Raw genomic sequence first — 18,590 nt, forward strand, 5'->3', positions numbered from 1 at the left:
AGCCGCCGCTTGCGCCCTAGTCGAAGGATCGCTGGCTGCGGAGATGATGCCGAGTGCCGCAGCAGCGCCACATGCGCGGCCTCAGCTTGCTTCGACAGGCATCCTGGCCACGAAGCGAGTCTCTTGGGGGGATGACGACACCCCGATCTGTCCGCCGTGAGCCGACGCAATCTCAGAAGCTATGTACAGGCCAAGGCCCAGTCCTTCACGGTCGGCGCCAGCCTTGCCGCGAACGAAGGGGTGGAACAATCTGGATCTGGCCGATGCCGGTATCTCCTCTCCGGCATTCGCAACCGAGAGCACCAGCTGATCCGCCTCGATCGTGCAGTTCACCGTAATCGGCTGATCCGTCGCACCATGGGTGAGTGCATTTGCCAGAAGATTAGAGACCAGTTGCCCTACCCGCTGCGCGTCGCAATACGCCGCAATGGGGGCGTCGCATCCACCCAGGATGATCGACTGCTCCGGATGGCTCGACGCAAGCTCCTGCACCGCTTGGCGAACGACCGTGGCAACATCGGTGATCTGCCGGTCAAGCGTCAGGCCACCGCCCAGCCGACCGCGCGCGAAATCCAGGATATTGTTGATCATCTTGGCCATGCGGTCGATGCTGCCCTGCATCTGCTCAAGAATGACCGGAGCGCTCTCCGACTGGGGCGCTTTGCTCAACATAGCGATACCGGCCTGCACCGATGCCAGTGGGTTGCGGAGGTCATGCCCGAGAACGGCGATGAACTGCTCCCGCAGTTCCCCTGCCTCTATTTCGGATGCAAGACGGCGTTCAGAGCGGATGAGCTTGTCGGCGGCGTTGAGATGGAAGCCGAGGAGATCGGCGAACATCCGGAATGTATGCTGCACCTCTGCGCGGGCGAGATCGCGCGGTTGTGGGTCGATCGCGCAAAGAGTCCCAAAGAAACTGCCGTCAGGAAGCTTGATCGGCATCGAGATATAGCTGCGAAAGCCGTACATGGCGGGAGTGTGATGATCCCGATAGGCTTCATCATCCACCACATCAGAGATGATCACCGGCTCGCCGCACTGACGGATCTCGTTGCAAATCGTCGTTTCGAGCTTCAGTTCGCCACCGGCAGCCAGCCCAAAATCGATGTCGTCACGGACGCTGCACGCGATCCACTTTTCTTCGCTGACATGCGCGATCGCGGCAAAGCCCATTCCGGTAAGTCGACAAACCGTGTCCAGGATTGTGGGCACGACGGCGATCCGCTGAACCGCTTCTACCCCGCCTGCGCCCGATGCCATTGAAAACCCCATCAGAAGGCGTCTCTAGCGCACACCAGTGAACCACGGAAGCGCAAACGGCCCACAAACGCCCATTCTGCAAGACAATCCGAAATGGACCGATAAAGCCGCGTAGCTTGCCGCCACCGCTCTGCTATTGCGAGTAAGCGATCAGTGGTTCAGGATGCGCGCCATGACGTTGAAGCAGCACGTGGTCATCTCGTCCGAGGAGCCCGGCATCAACCCCGGCTTACCCCGGCTTCGCCTTGCACTGGTGGCTGAAGCTGCGGAGCGACTCCTTGCAGCCGACGATCCGGCCCGAATGGTGGATGAACTGTTCGGCCTCATCCAGTCGGAGCTGCGGCTCGATGTCTTCTTCAATTATCGGCTCGCGAATGGTTGCCTGATTCTTGAGGCTCATGGGGGCCTGACCGACGAACAAGCTGCCGCTGGATCGCAGCTTCATCTGGGGCAGGCGGTGTGCGGCTGCGCCGCGCGTGACCGACAGCGCTTCCACATGACGGGTGTGCAGGCCTCTGACGACCCGCTGGTCGCCTTCGTCAAGGACGTTGGGCTCAACTGCTATGTATGCACGCCCCTCGTCCATGGCGGTACGCTGGTCGGCACCCTGGGTTTCGGACGAAAATGGGCGGACCGGTTCACGGACGACGAGCTCAGCTTCCTTCACACGCTGTGTCACTACGTCGCTCTCGCCAAGTACCGGCTGCGTGTTGAGCAGGAGCTGCGCGCCGGTATCGCGCATCGCGAACGCCTTTTGAGCGAGCTCAACCATCGCGTCCGCAACGCCCTGCAACTCGCGGTAAGCGTGATACGCCTGGAAGCGGGTGCCGAGGCGGATCAGGCGTGCGCGGCGGCGATGCGGCGCGCGGGAGATCGGATCGAAGTGATCGCCTCCGCACATCGGCCGATCTACGCTTCGGGAGATCTGAGCACCGTCTGCATTGCCGAGCTGCTAGGAGACGTGGGTGGCAATCGGGCGGCCACATCGATAAAGGTCACGACAACCGAAGGGGCTCGGCTTCCGATCGAACAAGGGGTGGCGCTCGCACTGCTAGTCGATACAATCTTGAGCGATGCACGGCAAATAGGCAAAACCGCCCCGATGGAGATCATCGTGGAAGGTGCCAGTGGAGCAATCACGGAAGTGGTCCTGAGAGGTGTGGCACAGTCCGACGATGTCTTGGCGCAGCGGCTGCCTCGCGCCTTGCTGCGTCAGTTGGAAGCCATGCATTCAACAGAGGGTGAAGCCCTAATCATCCGCTTGCCCGCGAGGCCGCATGCTTGATGACGAAGCGGAAGTCCGGCCGCTGAACCTGCTGGTGGTGGAGGATGAGGCTCTTATCGCGATGCTGATCGAGGATGCTCTTACGCTGCACGGCCACACCGTCGTCGGCATTGCAGACAACGTCGACGATGCGCTCGCGCTGGCTGAAGAGCACGAAATAGATCTTGCGCTCTGCGACGTCCGCCTGGCGAAAGGCGATAGCGGCGTGGATGCCGCCTTGAAGCTCGCAGATCGAGGAGTCCCCGTGGTCTATCTGAGTGGCAACTGCCCTGGCAGCGCGGGCCATCCCTTGATCCTTGGTTGCGTCAGCAAACCGTTCCACACCGCTGCGCTCCATAAGTCCGTGGCCGCAGCCCATGCGATTGCGGCTGGCGCAAAGTCCGATCCGCCTGAGGCTCTCACTCTCTACCACTGAGTCCGTTGGGGGGCGCCGACACGGTGGCCGCTGCGAGCATTGGGCTCTCGCGCGGCACCACCTTACACCTCGCTTCTTCGTGAAATCGCATGCAATAGTGATCGTGCAACAATACCTGATGAAGCTCGTTGTGGCTCCAGGACAGTGAAGGAGGATTTATAATGGTAGATCATCGTCGGGACGGAAGCGGCTCGAAAAAGGGCATTGTAATCGCCATCTTGGTCGTCCTCATCCTGTTGGTCATCGCTTGGGCTGCAGGGCTGTTTGACGTGGATACCCAGGGGGAACTTACTGCACCGGAAATCAGCGTGGACGGCGGATCGCTTCCGAACGTCAATGCTGATGTTGCAGACATCGACGTCGGCACGAAGACCGAAACCGTCGAAGTGCCCACGATCGACGTGAACAGCGCGGAAGCTGACGCGGAATAAAGACTAAGTGACGAGCTGTCTTTGAAGTACAGCCGCTTCTGCCAGCCAGGAGCGGCTGCCACCAGCTAATTGCCAGAACAATCGGGCGGCTCGTCTCCTACAATCGCTCTCTTCGACCGGCTCATGCAAAACCAAAAGAGGTTGGGATTTCCAGTCTCACCAAGTGGCACCCTCCCTCGCCTTAAGGGGAAACCGCCTCTGCTGAGCGCGGAGGCGTACCGATGAGCGGGAGCGCTGAGAAGCGATTCGCATCCTTTGAATTCCGAGACTTCTGCCGCGCAGCCGTTCAAAATAGCGTGGCATACACATGTCCTTTGGGGCAGATGTGCGCCGTCTTCAAATAGGCCCTGCCATCAAGGTTTTAGTCCCCGGCGCACCGCTTTGCACTTTACATTGCAATCGCCTTCCCCTCTTTCTGTGATCGCATTCCGAGAGCTTCCCTTTATCATTAATACACTCCTTACCCTGTAGGCGTACCGGGTAGCACAGCGCTGCTGGATCCTACACGCCGGGTTGCCGCGCGACGCGTAGCACGAGGAGGTTCAAGTGAACTGGTTTGAAGCAATTGCCCCTATACGCCTTAAGACCAAAGTCGCTTTTGGGGCGCTGACTGCGCTGACGGGCATCACCGCCATCAGCGCCCTCTTCGGCAGTGCCCTTGCCACATTGTGCGTCGGCGTTGCCGCTACCGTGCTGTCCGCGATCCTGAGCGCTCGCTTCCGGCGCGCTATTTCCGATCCTTACGTCACCACTGTGGTGCGTATGGAAGGGCTGGCTGCTGGCGATCTCACCTCACCCATCCAGTTCACCGACTACAAGGACTGCGTGGGACGCATGACCGGGGCGATGTTCACGTTCCGCGATACGGCCCTTCAGCAGCAGGCGCATGCGAAGGAGCAAAAGGCGGTCGTGGACCTCCTCAGCGATCATCTGCGCAAGCTTGCAGCCGGAGACCTGACGGCAGTCGTCACCGCGGACATGCCAGACTCCTATGCGGACCTGAAGAGCAACTTCAACGAGGCACTCAGAAACCTCTCTGCTCTCATCGGCTCGATCACCGAAAGCGCCACCGTCATCCGGGATGGCTCGGGTGAGATCGCGCACGCGAGCGAGGACTTGGCCCGACGCACCGAGAGCAACGCAGCGTCGCTTGAAGAGACCTCTGCCGCCATAGCCCAGATCGACGGGCGCTTGAAAGCTTCGGTCGAAGCCGCATCGCGGACAGTCGAAAAGGCCGACGGTGCGATTGCAACGGTCGCAAACGGACGGAAAATTGCGGACCAGGTGGTGGAGTCCATGAACCGGGTTTCAGAAAGCGCGAAGGGTATCGACAGCGTTATCGAGGGCGTCGATAAGATCGCGTTCCAGACGCGGGTCCTGGCCATGAATGCTGCCGTCGAAGCGGGGCGTGCCGGAGAGGCTGGCCGGGGCTTCGCAGTTGTCGCCGACCTTGTCTCGGCCCTTGCCATGCGCGCAGAGGAAGAGGCCAAGCGCGCCCGCGACCAGCTCACGATTACGCAGTGCGAGATCGGAACCGCGGTTGACGCCGTTCAGAAGGTCGACGGCGCTCTGGCAGAGATCTCGGGGGATGTGCAACTTGTTCATGAACTGCTCGGCAACATGGCGGCAGACAACGAGGCGCAGGCGTCGGCGATCACCCAAATCGCTGCGGCAACAACAACGATGGATCAGGCCACTCAGCAGAATGCTGCGATGGTTGAGGAAACCTCTGCCGCTGCTCAAAACCTGACCCAAGAGGTGCAGGCGATGGTTGAGGAAACCGCGCGGTTTAACACCGATGCGCCGAACGTGGCGCGCTTGAAAGCCACCCCCTCCCGCCCGAAAGGGGCTTCAACCTCTGATTATGCCGCCCGTAGCAAACCCGTTCCGACGCGTGCGGCACCGGCGCTCGCCACAGCGGCGGATGACTGGACCTCGTTCTAACCGGACTTCCGGCCCGGAATACCGCGCCCTCTTCCTCAGGTCTCCTGGGAGAGGGCGCGGCGCATAACCTCATGAGAGGCGGGTGTTCCGTCCAAAACCCGATTGAAGCGCTCCTTGATGCGCCAGCCCTTGGGCGTGCGGACGAGCGACCAGTAATTGATGGCGCCGCGCATGATGAACCACTCCTCACCGCGGCGCACGATCACGAACGAGTAGGCGACCGCTTCCGCCTCGTCGCCGTGGATCTCGATGCGCGGTGTCGCGGTGAGGTGCGATGCTCCGGTGTGGACAAGCCCCTGGTGACCGGCGTCGTTATACATGCTGATGAGCGCCTTGGGCGTGAAGCGAGTCACCCCTCCGGCATCGTAGATTCCGTCCTCCACCCACAAGTCTGCCGCCGCCTCGGCTGAGCCACTGTCAACGGCGGGCCCGTATGTGTTGAGCAGCCGGATGATCTCCAGCTGATCCTCTGCGCTGCGCAGCCGCGTCTCGATCGCGGCCAGCCGTTCCTCCAGGTCCATTACACTCCTCCTCGTTGATCCAGACCGAAGACATCAGCGCACCTGACCTTGGGTGCATGCGAGCCCCAGCTCCCGATGGGTCACAATGCCGGGTTCAGCGTCGCAAACGGCGGGGATCATGTTCACGCCCGCCATGGCCGTCCACAAGCTGATATAACGGGTCTCGCCGCGGATCGCCTCCGGTTCGGGCATGCGCAACTCCATCGGCGGGTTGCCCTCGACCAGGATGCGGTAGCCGGTGGGACCACAGTCCCACTGCGGCGTCATGCCGCTCTCGCCCATGCGCCAGAAGAAGTGGTAGCTGATGAAGGGCCGCCCATCGACCCAGCCAGTCCACTCATAGTGCTGTCCCGCGACGGTGCCGGCTTTCACCACACCGCGAGAATGGGCGATGTCGTGATCCGCGGCGGCGACCTCGAGCTTGGTGGTCAGCTTCTCGATGCGTTTGCCCAGCGTTTGCGCGACCAGCTCCATCGATTCCGCGAAGAAGTACGGCGCGTCCGCAGAGCGATTGGGATTGGCCAGCAAGTCCTCACAGGCGCGGCCGAAGCCCATGATATCGATATAGTTGGACTGGTTGGCGAGCTGGTCCACCACCTCGTAGACGTGGATGTGATCGATCCGCTCCATGATCCGGGTCAGCGTGAGCGGCAGGATGTCACCTGCGAAGCCAGGATGGATGCCGGAGCCATGAAAGCTGGTGCCGCCTTCCCGGCACGCCGCCTCGATTTGCGCGAATGCGGCGGCGGAACGCTCAGTCGGAAAGAACGGACCCAACGGCGACACGACGTTCTTGCCTGAGCGGAGCAGACGGCACACCATGTCGATGTCCTGCTGCGCCGGAGCGAAATGGACGCAGTCCGCCTCCGTCGCGAGGATGGCCTCGACGTTGTCTGTCGCCAGAACGCCGACATCGGCAATGCCGCTAAGCGCCCCGGCATCCTTGCCGACCTTCTCGGGATCGGTGACGAATACGCCTGCCAGCACGAAGGCTGGATTCTCGACGAAATGGCGTATCGCGGCTGCCCCGACTTTGCCGGTGGCCCATTGGACGACGCGGTAAGTCTTGTCTGCCATGATGCTCAATCTCCCCATGTCGATGGTGTGGCACGCCGTGCCCGCTGGTCTTCAGTCGTGAGTGACGATCGGTCCGGATGACTGCGCCGCCGCTCCGGCAACGTTGTCGGAAGCACGGGTGAGCGGCCCGAGGCGGGCCAGAAGGCTTTCGACGAGCGCTACGGCCTCTGTATGCCCGCTGTCCAAGCCCAGCATCTTGTCCGCGCTCATGACGCGGGCCATGCCGTCCATCAGCATCCCTACAGCAACCGGCGGGTACGTCTCGCTGCTGAGCCCGGCCGTATGCAACGCTTTCTCCGCAGCCGCGGCATATATGTCCCGGGTCCGCTCGGCAGCGCGCGCAATCTCCTGGCGAAGCTGGTTGCGGTGCGTCGCGAGCGCCACGAACTCCTTGTGCAATCGTGGCACATCAGGATCGATGCTCAGCTGCCAAAGCGCCTTAAGTGGTTCTTCGCAAGCGATGGCCTTGCACAGCGCCTGGAAATGCCGCTGCTCCGCGCGGTGCAGGAGTGCCAGGAACAACTCGTCCATGGTCTTGAAGTAGTAGTGCACCAGCTTCGACTTGAGACCAGCGACAGCCGCAACCTTGCGTGAGCTCACCGCGGCGTAGCCTTCGTCCCGCAAGATGGCCTCTGCCGCATCCAAGATGGCAGTCCGGCTCATGCCCTGTCGCTCCCTCTCGCGCACTCTCAGCCCCGAATTAGGGCAGGCGCCTGATTTTCCATGCAAGACCTGGTACCCACTTGCAAGGGCTGCTGAACAGATGTTAGGCACTCGCCCAAGAAGATGCAAACGCCTGGAGAGTTCCTCCAGCTGACGTTCTGCACGGGAAGGGAGAGATGGTCAGCCGTGAAGGAAAGCCCCCAGACGCTCCAGGATCTGCCCGTCCGGATCCCTCCGTTGCCGCGAGAAAAGTGGACCGATGCAGCGCGCGAGGTCTTCACCTTCTGGGGTGAGCCCGGCGCTGAGGAGAATGGCTCGCAGACCACCAGCCAGATGGTCCTTGCGAATCACCCGCCCCTGGCAATGGCCTTCAACCGCTTCGGCAAACACTTGCTGATCGACAACACCGCGCCATCGTGGGCTCGTGAACTCGTGACGCTGCGCGTCGCATGGCATCTGAAGTCGCAATACGAGTGGCATTACCATGTCGGCTACGCGCTTAACCTCGGCATGACGCTGGAGCAGGTTGCGGACGTGGGCGTTGGCCCGGACGCCGGCTCGTGGAGCGAAGTGGACGCAGCCCTCCTGCGCTGCGTGGACGAGCTGTGGGAGAACTCCCGCGTGACGGACGCTACATGGTCAGTCCTGGCGCAGCATTACAGCACCGAGCAGTTGATGGATCTCATCTTCGCCCTGGGGCACTACGTGATGCTCGGCTGGGCTTTCGCAGCGTTCGGCGTGCAACTGGAAGACGGCGTCGATCCGATTGGCTTCGACTTGAAGACTCGGTCCGGCCGGGCTCCCGAAGCCACTTATAAGCCCGGCGAAGGAGAGGGTTGGGCCAACACGTAGCGCGCGGGCCGACGTCTGCGCTTGCTTTACGAATGAAGCGCAAAGGCGCACCTCTGGAAAGGATTTGCTATGAACAGATTGACGGGCAAAGTCGCAGTCGTGACCGGGGGCAGCCAAGGCATCGGCTTGGCGATCGCTCGGGGCATGGCGCGAGACGGCGCAGCCGTGGTGATCTCCAGCAGGCGTGCTGACGCCATTGAGGAAGCCGCCCAGCGGCTCGCCAGCGAGGGCGCGCAAGTGGTGGGCGTACAGGCTGATGTCGCGAGCCGCGAGGATGCCCAGCGCACCATCGCCACTGCCGTCGAACGCTTTGGCCGCGTAGATATCCTCGTCAACAATGCGCAAGCTACGCGTCAGGCGAAGATCGAGGACATCACTGACGATTCCATCGCGTTGACATTCGGATCCGGGCTGTTCGGTACGCTCTATCACATGCAGGCGGCGTTCCCGCACTTGCGCGAGCGTGGCGGTTCGGTGATCAACTTCGGCACGCGCCAGGGAATCTACGGCGAGCCGGGCGACGGCATCTATGGTGCGAACAAGGAAGGCATCCGGGGCCTGTCCCGGTCTGCCGCGCGTGAGTGGGGCCAGTTCGGCATCCGCGTCAACGTGATCAATCCGGCCGCGCTCAGCCCTTCGGCGGAGAAGGCGCTCAACGCGAACCCGGAGCGGGCGCAGAAGTACTACGACGAAATTTCACTGCGGCGCTTCGGTCGTCCCGATGAAGATATCGCGCCCATTGCCGTGTTCCTCGCAAGCGACGATGGACACTACGTGACGGGGCAGACGATCAACGCCGATGGCGGGCAGATCATGCTTTGACGCGCCCGGAAAAGCGAGCTGCACAACTATAACGGGAGAGAGAGACATGGCTAACGAAATGCCAAAATCCAGCGAGTTCACCGGCCTCACTCGCAAGGTTATCGAGTACAGCGAAGCGTTCGCGGAGATCGTCGAGAAGGCAAAGGGAGGCACTTTGTCGGATGCGGACTGGCAGCGCATCGAGCAGATCGTGGACACGGAGGCTTTCGAACGCGTGGGCATCTTCCTGGGCGCGCAGGCGGAGGTCATCGACTGGGCCAAGTACAAGTACTATGTCTCGCAGTACGCGGCCGGCACGACCTGGGAGGGAACCTTGCGCCACGTGACGGAGGAACCGGGCCGGGTCATCCTTGAACTGGAAGAGCGCAACGCAAGCGACGGCGTGACCGATGTTTCGAACACGGTGACCATCTACGAGTTCAGCGACGCCGGGAAGCTTCGTCACCTCGACGTCTACATCATGCCACTGGAGAAGCGGTGACGGCAGCCGTGTCTGAAAATCCCCCCATGACCGAAATGAGCGGTCTGGAGCGGCTGGTCGAACTTCAGGCAATCCACGACCTGAAGGGGCGGCGCGATCATGCCGTCGACCAGAAGGACTGGGACACTTACGCGGAGCTGCACAGCGACGACTATGTGGCTATGTCGATCGGCGATACGCCGATCGTCGGCGGCAGGGCGGCAGCCGACGCATTGGCGATCCTCATGGCCAACGTCACCACTGTCCACCACTGCCACACACCCGTCATCGAGTTCCAGAACCGAAGCAACGCAACGGGCGTGTGGGCGATGGAAGACAACCTCTTCTGGCAGCGTGACGGAGAGAAGCAGTGGCTGCGCGGCTTTGGCTTCTACCATGAGCGCTACGTGAGGGGCGCCGACGGGAAATGGCGCTTCAGCTACCGCAAGCTCGAGCGCACTCACGCGGAGACTTCACCGGGCGCATCGCTGCTGGCGGTCGACACATCCGGAGAGAACCACCGCGTGGGAGGGGGCTGACAGCGAAAGCCCTCTACGGATCTTCAACTGCGTTTCCGCTCCAGGAAAAAGCGTGCCATCTCGCGCGAAGCGTCCGGTCCGCTCGGATCGGTATAAGAGCCGGAGGAATCTCCGCCAGACCATGCATGCCCTGATCCGCTGACGCTCCAGTGCTCGAGCAGCACCGTGCCGGCCGGATCTACGCTGATCTCGCGGCTATAGCTTCGCCCGGTACCGCTGCGGCCCTGCTCCCGGCGAACCTGAAGAGGTACGCCTGCCGCAGCAGTGGCGGCAGCAATGATCTCGCGGCTGTTCGACTGATCCACGGTCCCGTCGCGGTCTCCATGAAACGTGATCACGGGTACGAAGCGAGCGTTGCGGCCCTTAGCACGCGATGTTCTGCCACCGCCTTTCATGGCGGCCAGCGCACTCGGAAGGTCTTTTGCGGCGCCACAAGGCAGCCCTGAGTGAACGCCCACGGCCGCGTAGATGTCCGGATATGCGGCGGCCATGATCGCGGCAGCGGCTCCTCCTGCGGACAAGCCCGCGACATAGACGCGATCCGGGTCGGCCGCGTGCTCGGCAATCACCTGGCGGGTCATCGCAGCAAGCAGCGCCGGCTCGCCACGGTCGCGCTGCTGATCCGCCGGCTTGAACCAGTTCCAGCATTTCTGCGGATTGGCGGCCTGAGTTTGTCGGGGATATGCGACCATGAAGCCAAGTTCCTCTGCCAGGCGGTTCATGCCGGTGCCGCGGGCAAAGTCCTCCGGAGACTGCGTGCAGCCGTGCAGCAGAACGATCAGCGGCATGCCCTGTCGGAACTGATCTGGCCGGTACAGCAGATAGCTCATGACACCTTCGCGGCCGCGATACGTGCGCTCATCGAAGGTCCCCTTTGCCTCGACCGTCTCAGGGCGTTCGCGACCCACAGATTCGCGCATGCGCGCCAGCGCTGGCTCAGGAAGAAGGCCGGAGATGGTCTCCCCTCCTCTCCCGGGCGCGGGGGGCGCTGCGCCGGAGACACCCCCGCTCAGTGCGGAGCGCAGCAGGGCAGTCGCTTCCGCCAGGTTGCCCGATCGAGTGAGACGAAGCGCCTCGGCCATTGAAGAGTGAAGTGCCATGCGGCTGTCCTTGCTGATTTTCACGAGATACGGTCGGCAAGAGCAGCTCTGACAGCCGGACTGGCCTGAAGCGTACCCAAGACGGTGAGGGATGCGATTGCCTCGCGGGCGAGTTCGGGTGTGACATCTGCCGAGATCACAGCGAGGCCCAGAACGCGGATCTCCAGTGTTTCCCCTGCATCGCGCACCGCCTCAAGCTGCTCACGCGAGAAGTGGCTGATGCCGAGATCCAGGCGTTTGCGCACCACCGACTTCTCAGCCGTGGCGCGGTGGCGCTCCAACTGGTTTCGTATGGCGGTGCGGATGAAGTCTGTGCGGTTCGAGTAGAAGCCGTCCTGCACCAGCAGGTCGATATGGCCGAGATCCACGTAGCCCAGATTGATGGTGATCTTCTCGCTATCCGGTTTCGCCTTCAGTGCTCGCTCACCCATCATAGCACCATCTTATTACCATCCACGTGGATGGTATTTAGGTGCGGTCGCGAATGGTTCAAGCGCGTGAAGCTGGATTTCGGCTCTGCCCGAAAGCCGCGCTTCGGTTATGTTCGGGAGGTTACGCCCAGCCACCGCACGGCAGGGACGCCCTGGATGGGGAAACATCCTTCTGAACTGACCTTTTTAGGCCGGCTGGCGGCCACAAAGCCCGAGGTCACAGGCCCTGTCAGCGGAACGAGTGCCGTCCGGCCGGGTTCTTATTCTCTGGTGCCGCGCCGGCGCCACGAAAGCGGAGATCGTAGTGGGCAGTTCAACGCAGCAGCGGCATACCGAGGCACCCGATACTGCGGGACGCGGCCGGAACACCACCTCCCCTTGGAAAATGCCGTTCGCCGGCTGGAAAGACGTGGCAGTCCGCACGGCCAAGGAGGCATCCAAGGATAACGTCGGGCTCGTGGCAGCGGGCGTGTCATTCTACGGATTCCTCGCTCTGTTGCCGCTGATGGGAGCCATCGTGCTGAGCTATGGCCTCCTGGCCGATCCCCAGACCGTCACGCGCAACATGAGCGCGATGATGGACATCATGCCCAAGGACGTGGCGCAACTCATCGGAGAGCAACTGCTGGGGGTCGTCCAGACGTCCAGCGAAAAGAAAGGCCTGGGCGTTCTGGTCGCTCTCGCACTCGCCATCTTCAGCGCGCGAAACGGCGCTGCCGCCATCGTGACGGCGCTGAACATCGCTTACGAGGAGGAAGAGAGCCGCGGCTTCATCAAGGTGAACCTGCTGGCATTGACGATCACTGCCGCTGCCGTCGTCATGGCCGTGCTGGCCCTGCTCGCAGTCGCGGTGATGACCCAGGTCGAAGCGCTCCTGCCCGCCTCCCCGGTCCTCGCGCTCGGCTCCAGGATCTTATCCTATATCGCGCTGGCAGGGCTCGCAGCGGGCGCGGCGGCATTGCTTTACCGATTTGGCCCCGCGCGCGACGATGCCCGTTGGGAGTGGCTGTCGGTGGGATCGGTGCTGTTCGCAGTGAGCTGGGTTGCGCTGACGCTGGGCTTTGGGGCCTACGTTGCGAACTTCGGGAACTACAGCGCCACCTACGGCTCACTGGCCGCGGTGGTGATCCTGCTGACCTGGCTGTTCTTGTCGAGCTACCTTCTCGTGTTCGGGGCCGAGCTGAACTCCGAGCTGGAGCACCAGACCCGCCGCGATACCACGACCGGCCCTGAACGGTCGATGGGCAACCGCGGCGCATGGTCCGCCGACCACGTCGCCGGGGCGGGCGAACATGGCTGACAGCTAGCGTTGCAGGGGATCGAAGGCGCTGCTTAGCCCGTCATCAGCAGAAGACCGGCGAACGCAGCCGCGCCCGCCGCAAAAGCGGAGAACCGGCTCTTGCGCTCTTCCGGGAGCTCTTCCTTCAGCACGTTCAGAATGATGCCGCCCGTCAGAAAGGCGAACAAGGCGCTGAGCAGAAGATTGGAAATCTGCGTAGCCAGGCCGACCGCCAGTCCAAGAACCGGTGCCACCGCGAGCACCCAGCGGCCGTAGCGATGGTACACCTGACCATGCTGTTCCCGAAGGCCTTGGTCGTTCACCACGAAGTGCAGCCCCATCGCGATGGCATAGATGATGAGACCGCGCAGGTCCGGTTCTTCGCGGTGCACCAGCAGATAGCCGATCAGCACATTGTAAATGGCAAAGGCGCCAAGATGCAGCCAGAAGACGCCTAGCGGCGTACTTGCGCCGCCATCGGCATCTCTGCCCCGGCTCTTCAATCTGGCGAACCGTTCGATGCCGTAGAACAGGCTCAGGCCCAGCAAGGCTACAAGATATGCGTGAGTCTCGATCGCACCAAGCAGCCCGGCGTCACGGGTGTGTTCAGTCAGCGATTCCTGATGTTCGGCGAGTTCCGGCAGCAGATGGACGAACACATAGGCCACTGACACCCCGCCCGCCCCGGACAACCAGATACTCCGCGGAGTTCTCGTGAACGCAGTCAACTTGGCGCCGAAGACGTGCACCAGGACGAAGAGCGCAATGGTGAGCAGGATGATCAGCATAGTCAGATTCAATTCGAGTGCTCCTTCTGCACCACCCTACCACCGGACCTCGGCTGTCCGGGGGCAGCAAGGCTCTTGGCACATGGTCCCCAACGCGGCGTTGAGAGTCTGGTTCACTGGAAGAGGCAAACAACGGCACTTAGACAGCCTGCGCGGGACGCCTTCGCACAGGCACGATTTCGACGCATAACGTCGGTAGATTACTCTCGACAGGAAAGACCCAGCCAATGCCTTCTGTACCCTATTGGCATGTCGACGCCTTCGCCGACCAGCCTTTCACCGGCAATCAGGCTGCGGTGATGCTGCTGGAGGAGTGGCCCGACGACGCCGTGCTGAAAGCCATCGGTGAGGAAAACAACTTCGCGGAGACAGCCTTTCTCGTGCGCGACACCAGCGGGACGGCTGACTGCGAACTGCGGTGGTTCACGCCCAAGTGCGAGATTCGCCTCTGTGGACACGCGACGCTGGCGTCAGGGCATGTGTTGCTCGGCCTCGCGCCGCAAGCCGATGCGGTCACCTTCCGCACTCGCAAGGCCGGTATCCTTACCGTGCGCCGTGCAGGAGACGCTCTTGAGGTGGGGCTGCCGGCGATCCCAACGACGCCGGGCAGGTTTCCCGAAGCCGTCGCTCTTGTGGGTGCTGAGCCGCTGGAAGTCTGGCGCTCGCCACTCGGCTACAACATTTTCCTGTATTCCGACGAAAACAGCGTGCGCGCGCTGGTGCCGGACCTGCGTGGACTGGAAGCGCTTGGAGACGATCAGTTCATCGTCACTGCCCGTGGGAGCGGAACGGACGTGGTCAGCCGCGTATTCGTACCCGACGGCGGTGTTGATGAGGACAGCGTGACTGGCTCAGCGCACGCGGCGCTGACCTGGTTCTGGAGCAATAAGCTCGGCAAAGACACGCTGACTGCATTTCAGGCGTCCACGCGTGGCGGTCAGCTCTCTTGCCGGCTTGCCGCGGATGTGGCGTGGTTGGGCGGCCCCTGCGTCACGGTGGTGGAAGGCCGCTTCGCCTTCTGATTGGTCCTTAGCCGGGGAACAGATCGAGCAATACGCCCATCCTGTCGTGCAGCGCGCCGTACTGCTCAGGCGCGCTGTGGCCGAGACGGACAACAGTGAGCAACTGGCCGGGTGATCCCACCACGTACTGCCCGTGTTCGCCCCGGCATGCGAACAAATCCTTTCGAGGCTGCCCCGGCCAAAGCGGTGCCACGCCCTCGGGCGGCGTTCCGTTGAGCCACACTCCAGCGCCATATGCCGGATTGCGCGGAGAAGCGGTGCGCATGAATGTCACCCAACGATGCGGCAGAACCTGCGCGCCTTTGACCGAGCCGTTGTGGCGCAAGAACTCTCCCAGCTGCGCCCAGTCGCGCGCGGGGGCGAGCATCATGCTGGAGCCGACCAGAGTGCCTGCCCGGTCGAACGTCACGCGCGTGCTCTTCATGCCGACAGGATCGAGAACGCGCGTGCGCAGATAGTCGGCGACGGCCCGGTGGCGCAGATCAGGATCGCGGCTGTCCGTGAGCACCCGCGATGCAAGATCGGCCAGGATGACGCCGGTCGCCGAGGACGGCTCGAACAGGCGTCCCGCGGGTGCTTCAAGCGGCTGAGCCTCGGCATAGGCGGCCATGTCGTCACGACCATCGAGGAACAGCATGCGCATCCGGTCAGACTTGCTTTCGGACTGGGCATTCTCCTCGTGACGCAGACCTGAGCGCATCTGGAGAAGTTGGCGCAGGGTGATTTCGCCGCGCGGATCGCCCGGCCTCTGCCAGTCCGGCACAGGCGCTGTCTCGTCCATGCGCAGGCGCCCGTCGCTAACCAGCTGGCCGATCATGAGAGACGTGATGCACTGCGCCATCGACCAGCCCGGCAGCGACGTCTTTGCGCCAGTCTCGGGAGCGTAGCGCTCAACGACAACGGTGCCGCGCTTCATGACGAGCAGCGCCTGCGTGCGGCCAACCGCCTCCTCATCGAACAACGCGTCAATCGCGCGGCCGAGCGGCACGGAGGGAGCCCCGCCGTCGTCCCGAATAGCGGCCTTCGCTTCCGCACTGGGCGGGGGCGGGCCATCGGGCTGGCGGTCACAGGCGGCCAAGGGTGGCAGCAAGGCAAGTGCGAGGATAAGGGGCAGGTAACGCGGCGACATGCGCGCGGGTGATGTGCGAGGTGGGAGGCGATGGCAACAGCCAAGACGACAGCGACGGGAGAGCGCCAGCCTTTGCGTTGGAGACGCAACCTCGCACTTCTGGTGCTGGTTCTCGCTCTCGGCACCGTCGCCTATTTCTGGGCGCGTATGCGGGAATCCGCGCTGACAAGCAGTGCCTATGCGGCGCAAACCGCTTGCCTATGCCGGTTTGCGGCTGGTCGCAGCCTGCAAGCTTGCGAGGGCGACCCAGGCATCACCCGCCCCTGGGTCACGTTTGACGAAGACCCTTCCACTCACAGCATCACCGCCGGTGTGCCAGGTGTCGCTTCGCAGACCGCGCGTTGGTCGCGCGAAAGTGGCTGCATGCTGGAGCCCTGGCGCGACTGACCGCTACACTCACCCAGCCGGTGTAGTGCTCGCGATCCAGCCGCCACCAAGGACACGCTCCCCGGCGTAAATCACTGCTGCCTGCCCGGGAGCGACGCCGTACTCCGGGTCGGAGAAGCGGATTGTCGCCTCGGCACCATCGCCGAGCGGCCCCTCGAGAGTAACAGGCACTGGCTTTGCCAGCGATCGCACCTTAGCCATCAGCGGCTGATCCGGTATGGGGCCGATGCGGTTGGTTTCGACAATCCTGGCAGCGCTGACGCCGAGCATCCGCCGGGGCCCCACCAGCACCCGGCGGTCTTCCGCTGCGATCCCGACGACGTAGAGCGGCTCTGGCTGGCCGCCGATTTCAAGTCCGCGACGCTGACCGACCGTGTAGTGGATGATGCCTCGGTGATGGCCAAGCACCGCCCCGCTCTCAGCATGGACGATCTCTCCCTGGGCATCGGCCTCTGGACGGATCTGTCGGACCACCCTGGCGTAGTCACCGTCCGGCACGAAGCAGATGTCCTGACTGTCGGGCTTGGCGGCGACCCGGAGCCCCGCGGCTTCTGCCAAACGGCGGGTTTCGCTTTTGGGCAAGCCGCCGAGGGGAAACCGCAGGAAATCCAGCTGCGCCTCGGTGGTAGCGTAAAGGAAGTAGCTCTGGTCACGAGCGGGATCGGCGGCGCGGTGCAGTTCCGGCCCGGCGGCGCCTTCGAAGCGACGGACATAGTGCCCGGTCGCGAGGCAGTCTGCGCCCAGATCGCGCGCCATGGCGAACAAGTCCGTGAACTTGGGTCCCATGTTGCATCGGATGCACGGGATCGGCGTGCGGCCGGCGAGATAATCGTCGGCAAAACGGTCGACCACCTCTTCGCGGAAGGCGCTCTCGTGATCGAAGACGTAGTGAGCAATGCCGAGCCGGTCGGCGACAGCGCGCGCATCGCGGATGTCGTCACCCGCGCAGCAGGCCCCCTTGCGGCCAGTTGCCGCGCCGTAGTCATAAAGCTGAAGAGTAACGCCAATCGTTTCCGCCCCGCTCGCCGCCGCCAAAGCCGCAACGACCGAGCTGTCGACCCCGCCTGACATCGCCACGACGATCCGTCGTGCGCTGATTGAGCCGGGAAGCTGAAACAACTCGGCGGGGTTCACTCCAGCAATGTTGCTTATGAGATCCATCGTCACCTCATAGCGGATCAAGGCCCCTCTGGCCACGTCGTGCGGAATCCGGCGCCCGGTTAACCAAGCTGAACAAGCGGTAAAGGCCGCCTTTACCTCGCCTTGACCATAGGGATGGTAGCACCCGCCCATGGACATGCTGTTTGATCTCGAAAATACAGCGACTGGGCAATTCCAGCGCGCAAAAGTGCAGCTGACCGGCCACCCCAGCTGGCTCGAACTCCTGAGCCGCATGATCGCCTCGCGTGAGGCAAGTGTTTCTCTGGCAAAAGAAATGCAGCCCGTTTCGTCCATAGGTCAAGGCAGCTTCGCCGGTTCTGCTGCACCACTCGTCGCAGCTCACTCAAAATCCAAAGGATCTGTTAACCCAACCGATTTAGGCAATTGCAAGTCAAGTGAGGCCACAACCTCGCAGGCCGCCGGCCGTACGATTTCCGGTGGACGAGGGTACATATGATCGAAAATCAGAAGATCCGTCCGGCCCAGGTCATTGGTCCGCTTGGTGAGCCGCTAACTCTGGATTCCCTCCCCGCGCCCTCGACCCGGCGGTGGGTGGTGCGCCGCAAGGCGGAAGTCGTCGCAGCCGTCAACGGAGGGCTGCTGTCGATCGACGATGTTTGCGAGCGTTATCAACTCACGCTCGAGGAATTTGCCTCGTGGCAGCGCGCGGTGGATCGCTCCGGTATGCAGGGGCTGCGGGTCACACGCATCCAGCATTACCGCGACCTTTACGAACGCCAGCAGAAGTATTGATCCGGGTGCCGCGCAACCTGTGCCTTAAAAGCTGAAATGGGAGGCGGAGGCGCGGCAGACGCCGCTCTCCCGCTCCCCATCCGCGCCGGACCACCGCCGGCTGACCCTCGCGCTGGCCGTGGCTGAAAGAGCACGCTCAAGCCTGCAGACCGATATCGAGCATTCACCGGCGAGATGGCGTTTGCCACTCGCCTGCGCCGGGTATATGGCACGCACTGGTTATTTTTTCCGGTGAGGGCGGTGATCGCAAGCAATGCGGCGTCTCGTCGCA

General features: G+C 62.8%; 22 protein-coding genes. 13 read left to right on the top strand and 9 right to left on the bottom strand.

The features are described 5' to 3' along the window. Positions 1-81: 81 nt before the first annotated feature. Complete coding sequence (locus ABVV53_RS16965; protein ID WP_353985615.1) at positions 82-1,260, bottom strand: GAF domain-containing sensor histidine kinase; 1,179 nt, start codon at positions 1,258-1,260, stop codon at positions 82-84. A 172-nt stretch (positions 1,261-1,432) separates the two neighbouring features. Between ABVV53_RS16965 and ABVV53_RS16970 the strand changes: the two genes are divergently transcribed. The 4 genes from ABVV53_RS16970 (at position 1,433) to ABVV53_RS16985 (ending at position 5,335) form a co-directional block, all read left to right on the top strand. Then, complete coding sequence (locus ABVV53_RS16970; protein ID WP_353985616.1) at positions 1,433-2,545, top strand: histidine kinase dimerization/phosphoacceptor domain -containing protein; 1,113 nt, start codon at positions 1,433-1,435, stop codon at positions 2,543-2,545. After that, entirely contained in the window at positions 2,538-2,960 is a 423-nt protein-coding gene (locus tag ABVV53_RS16975; RefSeq protein ID WP_353985617.1) for a response regulator, read from the top strand. Before ABVV53_RS16970 ends, ABVV53_RS16975 begins: the two co-directional genes overlap by 8 nt. A 161-nt stretch (positions 2,961-3,121) precedes the next feature. Next, positions 3,122-3,391 (top strand): hypothetical protein, encoded by a 270-nt coding sequence (locus ABVV53_RS16980; protein ID WP_353985618.1) that lies wholly within the window; start codon positions 3,122-3,124, stop codon positions 3,389-3,391. Positions 3,392-3,937: 546 nt separating this feature from the next. Then, positions 3,938-5,335 (top strand): methyl-accepting chemotaxis protein, encoded by a 1,398-nt coding sequence (locus tag ABVV53_RS16985; protein WP_353985619.1) that lies wholly within the window; start codon positions 3,938-3,940, stop codon positions 5,333-5,335. Positions 5,336-5,370: 35 nt separating this feature from the next. On the opposite strand, the gene ABVV53_RS16990 is transcribed toward ABVV53_RS16985, so the two are convergent. From ABVV53_RS16990 to ABVV53_RS17000, 3 genes are read right to left on the bottom strand one after another with little or no spacing between them, the layout of a single operon-like run. Then, entirely contained in the window at positions 5,371-5,856 is a 486-nt protein-coding gene (locus ABVV53_RS16990; protein ID WP_353985620.1) for a nuclear transport factor 2 family protein, read from the bottom strand. A gap of 33 nt (positions 5,857-5,889) precedes the next feature. Continuing rightward, complete coding sequence (locus ABVV53_RS16995; protein WP_353985621.1) at positions 5,890-6,933, bottom strand: NAD(P)H-dependent amine dehydrogenase family protein; 1,044 nt, start codon at positions 6,931-6,933, stop codon at positions 5,890-5,892. A 51-nt stretch (positions 6,934-6,984) separates the two neighbouring features. Continuing rightward, complete coding sequence (locus ABVV53_RS17000) at positions 6,985-7,596, bottom strand: TetR/AcrR family transcriptional regulator (protein WP_353985622.1); 612 nt, start codon at positions 7,594-7,596, stop codon at positions 6,985-6,987. A gap of 186 nt (positions 7,597-7,782) precedes the next feature. On the opposite strand from ABVV53_RS17000, the gene ABVV53_RS17005 reads away from it, so the two are divergent. The 4 genes from ABVV53_RS17005 (at position 7,783) to ABVV53_RS17020 (ending at position 10,269) form a co-directional block, all read left to right on the top strand. After that, positions 7,783-8,448: a carboxymuconolactone decarboxylase family protein gene (locus ABVV53_RS17005; protein WP_353985623.1), complete on the top strand. Its 666-nt coding sequence runs from the start codon at positions 7,783-7,785 to the stop codon at positions 8,446-8,448. Between the two features lie 69 nt (positions 8,449-8,517). Further along, positions 8,518-9,270, top strand: a complete 753-nt coding sequence (locus ABVV53_RS17010) for an SDR family NAD(P)-dependent oxidoreductase (protein WP_353985624.1) — start codon at positions 8,518-8,520, stop codon at positions 9,268-9,270. Between the two features lie 46 nt (positions 9,271-9,316). After that, a complete protein-coding gene (locus tag ABVV53_RS17015) occupies positions 9,317-9,751 on the top strand; it encodes a hypothetical protein (RefSeq protein ID WP_353985625.1) in 435 nt (144 codons plus the stop codon). Positions 9,752-9,777: 26 nt separating this feature from the next. Then, positions 9,778-10,269: a nuclear transport factor 2 family protein gene (locus ABVV53_RS17020; protein ID WP_353985626.1), complete on the top strand. Its 492-nt coding sequence runs from the start codon at positions 9,778-9,780 to the stop codon at positions 10,267-10,269. Between the two features lie 23 nt (positions 10,270-10,292). Here the strand turns inward: ABVV53_RS17020 and ABVV53_RS17025 are convergent, their stop codons facing one another. Next, positions 10,293-11,369 (bottom strand): extracellular catalytic domain type 1 short-chain-length polyhydroxyalkanoate depolymerase, encoded by a 1,077-nt coding sequence (locus ABVV53_RS17025; RefSeq protein ID WP_353985627.1) that lies wholly within the window; start codon positions 11,367-11,369, stop codon positions 10,293-10,295. A gap of 20 nt (positions 11,370-11,389) precedes the next feature. After that, entirely contained in the window at positions 11,390-11,803 is a 414-nt protein-coding gene (locus ABVV53_RS17030; protein ID WP_353985628.1) for a hypothetical protein, read from the bottom strand. 301 nt (positions 11,804-12,104) lie between these two features. Here ABVV53_RS17030 and ABVV53_RS17035 point away from each other — a divergent pair, with 301 nt between their 5' ends. Further along, positions 12,105-13,100, top strand: coding sequence for a YihY/virulence factor BrkB family protein (locus tag ABVV53_RS17035; RefSeq protein ID WP_353985629.1), 996 nt, complete (start codon positions 12,105-12,107; stop codon positions 13,098-13,100). Positions 13,101-13,132: 32 nt separating this feature from the next. Here ABVV53_RS17035 and ABVV53_RS17040 read toward each other — a convergent pair whose 3' ends face one another. Continuing rightward, complete coding sequence (locus ABVV53_RS17040) at positions 13,133-13,867, bottom strand: hypothetical protein (RefSeq protein WP_353985630.1); 735 nt, start codon at positions 13,865-13,867, stop codon at positions 13,133-13,135. A 227-nt stretch (positions 13,868-14,094) separates the two neighbouring features. On the opposite strand from ABVV53_RS17040, the gene ABVV53_RS17045 reads away from it, so the two are divergent. Beyond that, entirely contained in the window at positions 14,095-14,889 is a 795-nt protein-coding gene (locus ABVV53_RS17045) for a PhzF family phenazine biosynthesis protein (protein ID WP_353985631.1), read from the top strand. A gap of 7 nt (positions 14,890-14,896) precedes the next feature. Here the strand turns inward: ABVV53_RS17045 and ABVV53_RS17050 are convergent, their stop codons facing one another. Further along, positions 14,897-16,018, bottom strand: coding sequence for a serine hydrolase domain-containing protein (locus ABVV53_RS17050; protein ID WP_353985632.1), 1,122 nt, complete (start codon positions 16,016-16,018; stop codon positions 14,897-14,899). 30 nt (positions 16,019-16,048) lie between these two features. Between ABVV53_RS17050 and ABVV53_RS17055 the strand changes: the two genes are divergently transcribed. Then, positions 16,049-16,405 carry a hypothetical protein gene (locus ABVV53_RS17055; RefSeq protein WP_353985633.1) on the top strand — a complete coding sequence of 119 codons (357 nt, stop codon included), beginning with the start codon at positions 16,049-16,051 and terminating at the stop codon, positions 16,403-16,405. Positions 16,406-16,414: 9 nt separating this feature from the next. Here the strand turns inward: ABVV53_RS17055 and mnmA are convergent, their stop codons facing one another. Further along, complete coding sequence (mnmA, locus tag ABVV53_RS17060; RefSeq protein ID WP_353985634.1) at positions 16,415-17,566, bottom strand: tRNA 2-thiouridine(34) synthase MnmA; 1,152 nt, start codon at positions 17,564-17,566, stop codon at positions 16,415-16,417. A gap of 130 nt (positions 17,567-17,696) precedes the next feature. Here mnmA and ABVV53_RS17065 point away from each other — a divergent pair, with 130 nt between their 5' ends. Continuing rightward, complete coding sequence (locus ABVV53_RS17065; RefSeq protein ID WP_353985635.1) at positions 17,697-18,023, top strand: hypothetical protein; 327 nt, start codon at positions 17,697-17,699, stop codon at positions 18,021-18,023. Beyond that, the gene (sciP, locus tag ABVV53_RS17070) at positions 18,020-18,319 is read left to right on the top strand and encodes a CtrA inhibitor SciP (RefSeq protein ID WP_353985636.1); all 300 of its coding nucleotides are present in this window, start codon (positions 18,020-18,022) and stop codon (positions 18,317-18,319) included. The genes ABVV53_RS17065 and sciP overlap by 4 nt, the downstream gene beginning before the upstream one ends. The last annotated feature ends 271 nt before the right edge of the window (positions 18,320-18,590 follow it).

It is taken from the genome of Novosphingobium kalidii, from assembly GCF_040534015.1.
Lineage (GTDB): Bacteria > Pseudomonadota > Alphaproteobacteria > Sphingomonadales > Sphingomonadaceae > Novosphingobium > Novosphingobium kalidii.

Coding starts and splice junctions, on each gene's coding strand:
- ABVV53_RS17040 (WP_353985630.1), bottom strand. CDS start 13,867: ATGCTGATCATCCTGCTCACCATTGCGCTCTTCGTCCTGGTGCACGTC.
- ABVV53_RS17025 (WP_353985627.1), bottom strand. CDS start 11,369: ATGGCACTTCACTCTTCAATGGCCGAGGCGCTTCGTCTCACTCGATCG.
- ABVV53_RS16965 (WP_353985615.1), bottom strand. CDS start 1,260: ATGGCATCGGGCGCAGGCGGGGTAGAAGCGGTTCAGCGGATCGCCGTC.
- sciP (WP_353985636.1), top strand. CDS start 18,020: ATGATCGAAAATCAGAAGATCCGTCCGGCCCAGGTCATTGGTCCGCTT.
- ABVV53_RS17020 (WP_353985626.1), top strand. CDS start 9,778: ATGACCGAAATGAGCGGTCTGGAGCGGCTGGTCGAACTTCAGGCAATC.
- ABVV53_RS17050 (WP_353985632.1), bottom strand. CDS start 16,018: ATGTCGCCGCGTTACCTGCCCCTTATCCTCGCACTTGCCTTGCTGCCA.
- ABVV53_RS17045 (WP_353985631.1), top strand. CDS start 14,095: ATGCCTTCTGTACCCTATTGGCATGTCGACGCCTTCGCCGACCAGCCT.
- ABVV53_RS17065 (WP_353985635.1), top strand. CDS start 17,697: ATGGACATGCTGTTTGATCTCGAAAATACAGCGACTGGGCAATTCCAG.
- ABVV53_RS17055 (WP_353985633.1), top strand. CDS start 16,049: ATGGCAACAGCCAAGACGACAGCGACGGGAGAGCGCCAGCCTTTGCGT.
- ABVV53_RS17015 (WP_353985625.1), top strand. CDS start 9,317: ATGGCTAACGAAATGCCAAAATCCAGCGAGTTCACCGGCCTCACTCGC.
- ABVV53_RS17000 (WP_353985622.1), bottom strand. CDS start 7,596: ATGAGCCGGACTGCCATCTTGGATGCGGCAGAGGCCATCTTGCGGGAC.
- mnmA (WP_353985634.1), bottom strand. CDS start 17,566: ATGGATCTCATAAGCAACATTGCTGGAGTGAACCCCGCCGAGTTGTTT.
- ABVV53_RS17030 (WP_353985628.1), bottom strand. CDS start 11,803: ATGATGGGTGAGCGAGCACTGAAGGCGAAACCGGATAGCGAGAAGATC.
- ABVV53_RS17010 (WP_353985624.1), top strand. CDS start 8,518: ATGAACAGATTGACGGGCAAAGTCGCAGTCGTGACCGGGGGCAGCCAA.
- ABVV53_RS16990 (WP_353985620.1), bottom strand. CDS start 5,856: ATGGACCTGGAGGAACGGCTGGCCGCGATCGAGACGCGGCTGCGCAGC.
- ABVV53_RS16975 (WP_353985617.1), top strand. CDS start 2,538: ATGCTTGATGACGAAGCGGAAGTCCGGCCGCTGAACCTGCTGGTGGTG.
- ABVV53_RS16970 (WP_353985616.1), top strand. CDS start 1,433: ATGACGTTGAAGCAGCACGTGGTCATCTCGTCCGAGGAGCCCGGCATC.
- ABVV53_RS16995 (WP_353985621.1), bottom strand. CDS start 6,933: ATGGCAGACAAGACTTACCGCGTCGTCCAATGGGCCACCGGCAAAGTC.
- ABVV53_RS16980 (WP_353985618.1), top strand. CDS start 3,122: ATGGTAGATCATCGTCGGGACGGAAGCGGCTCGAAAAAGGGCATTGTA.